Genomic DNA, 3,553 nt, shown 5'->3' with positions numbered 1-3,553 from the left:
GGCATAGCCCGCTGCTTCCCAGGGAAACCAGGCCCGCACCACCGGATAGCCGGGATAGCTGTCGACAACCGCCGGCTGCCGCAGCAGCTTCATCTTGGCGCGCGCCTTGAAGCCGAAGACACCATCACCGAACAGGGCGGCGAGCACAGCGGCTTCATGACCGTGCTCGATCAGCTGTTCGGCCAGATGATGCGTGCTCGACTGAACGCCGCCGCTGAACTCGGGCGGGTAGCCGTTGCCGCCTGCAAAGAGAACTTTCATGATCGGGCTCCTTGTCGCATCTCGTATTCCTTGCTCGGAGACAACAGGCAAAGTCCGCCGCCTCGCTTTCGACGTCAGGCAAGTTTCGGCGGCTCCAGATTGGCGAAGGGATTGGTACAGGATTGCCAGCCGGTAAATCGGATCGGGTCGTTGGGCGAACTGCGCCAGGCGTAGTCCGTCAGCATATGGAATTCGGCGACCACCCAGCGGTCGAAATGCACCAGATCTTCCCGCTTTCGCTCGGGCAGCAGGCGGCGTGCTGCGCCCAATTTGAGTTCCTCCACCAGCGTGACGGCGTCGCTTAGTTTTTCGCTTGGAAAGTTCCACGGATTCCTGTTGCGGAACGCCAGCACGAACTGCTGCAGATGCTCGATGCGGATGTTCAACTTGCCAAGGTATTTTTCCAGCGTGACGCGCACCAGATCCTCGTCCGAGAACGAGGAAACGGCGGCGTAGGCGACCCCTGTCGAAACCACTCCGCCAGCCATGACGGCCAGGGCCGAGCGTCTGGAAATCTCGATCATGCGATACCTCCTTTCACGCGATCCGGCTCGCCGCCCGCAAGGACAGCGCTGCCGCGGTCAGGCTCGGGTTGGCGCAGGAGCAGCTCGGATAGGTGCTTGTGCCGACGACGACCAGATTTCTGAGCTGGTGGTGGATCATGCCGCTGTCGATGACCGAATCGGCTGGGCCCGTACCCATCCTCAGCGTGCCCTGGACGTGCGATTCGCTCGGCCGAATGCCGCGGTCGAAGAGCTTTTCGATCGGCAGCGGCGCCAGAAGGCCAGGCAATTTCTCCAGAGCGCGCGTCATGCCCTTCACCGCATAGTCCGATGGCGCCTTGAAGCTGACGAAGGCATTCTCATCCTCGTCAAGCGTGACGAAGTTCTCGGGATCGAGCAAGTCCTCGGTGACCACGACAAGCGGCAGCGCCTGGCGTAGCCGCCCTTTTTCGGCACGCAGTCCGTGCTGCCAGCGGTTCTCGAAATAGACCAGTGCCGCCGCATGCTCCGATCGGTGAGGACCATCATAGAGGCCGAAATTCAGGCCGGTGGTGATGGTGCTGCCGTCGAAATTGTCGACGCCGTCTAGATAGACCTCGAAATTCCAGCCGTAGGATTCATGCAGGCCGCTGCCGACGAATTCGCCGCCCAGGCCGGATCGCAGCATGATCGCCGCGCTCTGGATGGCATTGGCGCCGAGAATGAAGAGATCGCCGCTGACCTGGTATTCCTTGCCGTCATGGCGGAACGTGACCGAACGGACAGCGCCGCCGACGTGATCGAGCCGGCGGACTTCCGCACCGAGGCAGACCGAGACGTCGGGATGCTCGAAGACGTGCATCAACCCGTTGTTGACGGTGAATTTGGCGTCGACCGGGCACAGCCAGCAACGCAGATTGGCACAGCACGAGGTGCGTTGTGATGTCGGCAGCCGCGCCCGCGCGGTTGGCATGACAAAGTGCTGGCCGGGCTGCGCCGCCTTCATCATCCTGTCCGGTGTCGACATGCGATGCGGCGGTTGCGGAAACGGCTTCGAGCGGGGCAGCATCGCCGCCATGTCGGGATCGCCGGAGATCGACATGATGTCTTCCGCGTCGCAATAGAACGGCTCGACGTCGTCATAGCTGATCGGCCAGTCATTGCCGATACCGTAGGTGCTTTTCAGCCGGAAATCATTGGGATGAAATCTTGGCGTCTGCGCGAACCAGCAGTTCGTCCCGCCACCCAGTCCGATCGTGTAGTTCCACGGCTTGTTGGAATTGGTCTTATAGGTCGTTTCGTCTTCGATGTCGGTGTTGACGTTCTGCTCGAGCTGCCATTCATGGGTGTTGTGGCGCCCCCACTCCAGCACCAGAATGCGTGCCTTTCGGCGCTTGGCGAACTCGTGCAGGAAGAAGGCCGAACCGAAGCCGGAACCGATCGCTACGAGATCGAAATGATCCTTGGTGATTTGCTCCGGCTTTACGTCCAGCACCATCGGCTACAACTCCACACAGAAATACGCGCTCAGTCCCAGCGCCCGCAGGCCATGTGCGGACCGGTCTTGCATCCGTCTGCCAGGGCCTGGTCTCATGCCGCCATTCTGCCGATCGAGTGATATTCGATGCCGTGGCGGGCGATGACCTTGGGGTCATAGAGGTTGCGGCCGTCGAAGATGACCGGCGTAATCAGCGCATCCTTCACAGCGTCGAAAGACGGCGCGCGAAAGCTCTTCCATTCCGTGGCGATCAGCAGCGCATCGGCACCGCGCAGCGCCGCCTCCTTGGTGCCGCACAGAAGCAGGTCGTCGCGCAGCCCGTAGATGGCCTGGCATTCCTGCATCGCCTCGGGATCATAGGCCTGCACATTGGCGCCGGCCTTCCAGAGCGCTTCCATCAGGACGCGCGCCGGCGCCTCACGCATGTCGTCGGTGTTGGGCTTGAAGGCCAGGCCCCAGAGCGCAAAGGTCTTGCCTTTGAGGTTGCCCTTGAAATAGCGGTCCACCTTGTCGAAGAGAACCGATTTCTGTGCGTTGTTGCGCTCCTCGACGGCACGCAGCAGCTTGGCGTCGAATTTGACGCCTTCGGCGGTCTTGATCAGCGCCCGCACGTCCTTGGGGAAGCACGAACCGCCATAACCCAGACCCGGATAGATGAAATGGTAGCCGATTCGGGGATCGCTGCCGATGCCCTTGCGGACCTCCTCGATGTCGGCGCCGAGCTGTTCGGCCAAATTGGCCATCTCGTTCATGAAGCTGATCTTGGTCGCCAGCATACAGTTGGCGGCATATTTGGTGAATTCGGCGCTGCGCACGTCCATCACGATCATCTTCTCGTGGTTGCGGTTGAACGGCGCGTAGAGTTCGCGCATCACAGCCTCGGTGTCCTCGCTGTCGGTGCCGACGATGATGCGGTCCGGCTTCATGCAATCGGCGACCGCGGACCCCTCCTTGAGGAACTCGGGATTCGAAGCGACATCGAAAGCCAGGTCCTCGCGGCCTCTTTTCTTCAACGTGTCGGCAATCCTGGCCTTCACCTTTTCGCAGGTGCCGACCGGCACCGTAGACTTGCCGACGACGATCTTGGGTTTGTCCATTTCGCGGCCGATGGTCTCGGCGACGGCCAGCACATATTTGAGATCGGCCGAGCCGTCCTCGCCCGGCGGCGTGCCGACCGCGATCATCTGGATCTCGCCATGCCTGACAGCGGCGGCGGCATCGGTGGTGAACTTGATGCGGCCGGCAGCATGGTTTTCCTTAACGAGGTTTTCCAAACCGGGTTCGAAAATGGGAACCAGGCCCTGGTTGAGCC

Annotated in this window: 3 protein-coding genes and 1 pseudogene; all 4 read right to left on the bottom strand. The window is 61.4% G+C overall.

The window, feature by feature from the left end; genetic code table 11:
- A pseudogene (locus tag EN893_RS24500) lies at nucleotides 1-261 on the bottom strand (glycosyltransferase family 4 protein); the annotation flags it as partial.
- Between the two features lie 74 nt (nucleotides 262-335).
- A complete protein-coding gene (locus tag EN893_RS24495; protein WP_127267655.1) occupies nucleotides 336-785 on the bottom strand; it encodes a hypothetical protein in 450 nt (149 codons plus the stop codon).
- Nucleotides 786-798: 13 nt separating this feature from the next.
- Nucleotides 799-2,241, bottom strand: coding sequence for a GMC family oxidoreductase (locus EN893_RS24490; RefSeq protein ID WP_127267656.1), 1,443 nt, complete (start codon nucleotides 2,239-2,241; stop codon nucleotides 799-801).
- A gap of 92 nt (nucleotides 2,242-2,333) precedes the next feature.
- On the bottom strand, nucleotides 2,334-3,553 hold a 1,220-nt coding region (locus tag EN893_RS24485), incomplete at its 5' end, for a UDP-glucose/GDP-mannose dehydrogenase family protein (protein WP_164901068.1).

It is taken from the genome of Mesorhizobium sp. M7A.F.Ca.CA.004.04.2.1 (genome assembly GCF_004022825.1).
Lineage (GTDB): Bacteria > Pseudomonadota > Alphaproteobacteria > Rhizobiales > Rhizobiaceae > Mesorhizobium.
This window is presented reverse-complemented; position numbering and strand designations above follow the sequence as displayed.

Coding starts and splice junctions, on each gene's coding strand:
- EN893_RS24495 (WP_127267655.1), bottom strand. CDS start 785: ATGATCGAGATTTCCAGACGCTCGGCCCTGGCCGTCATGGCTGGCGGA.
- EN893_RS24490 (WP_127267656.1), bottom strand. CDS start 2,241: ATGGTGCTGGACGTAAAGCCGGAGCAAATCACCAAGGATCATTTCGAT.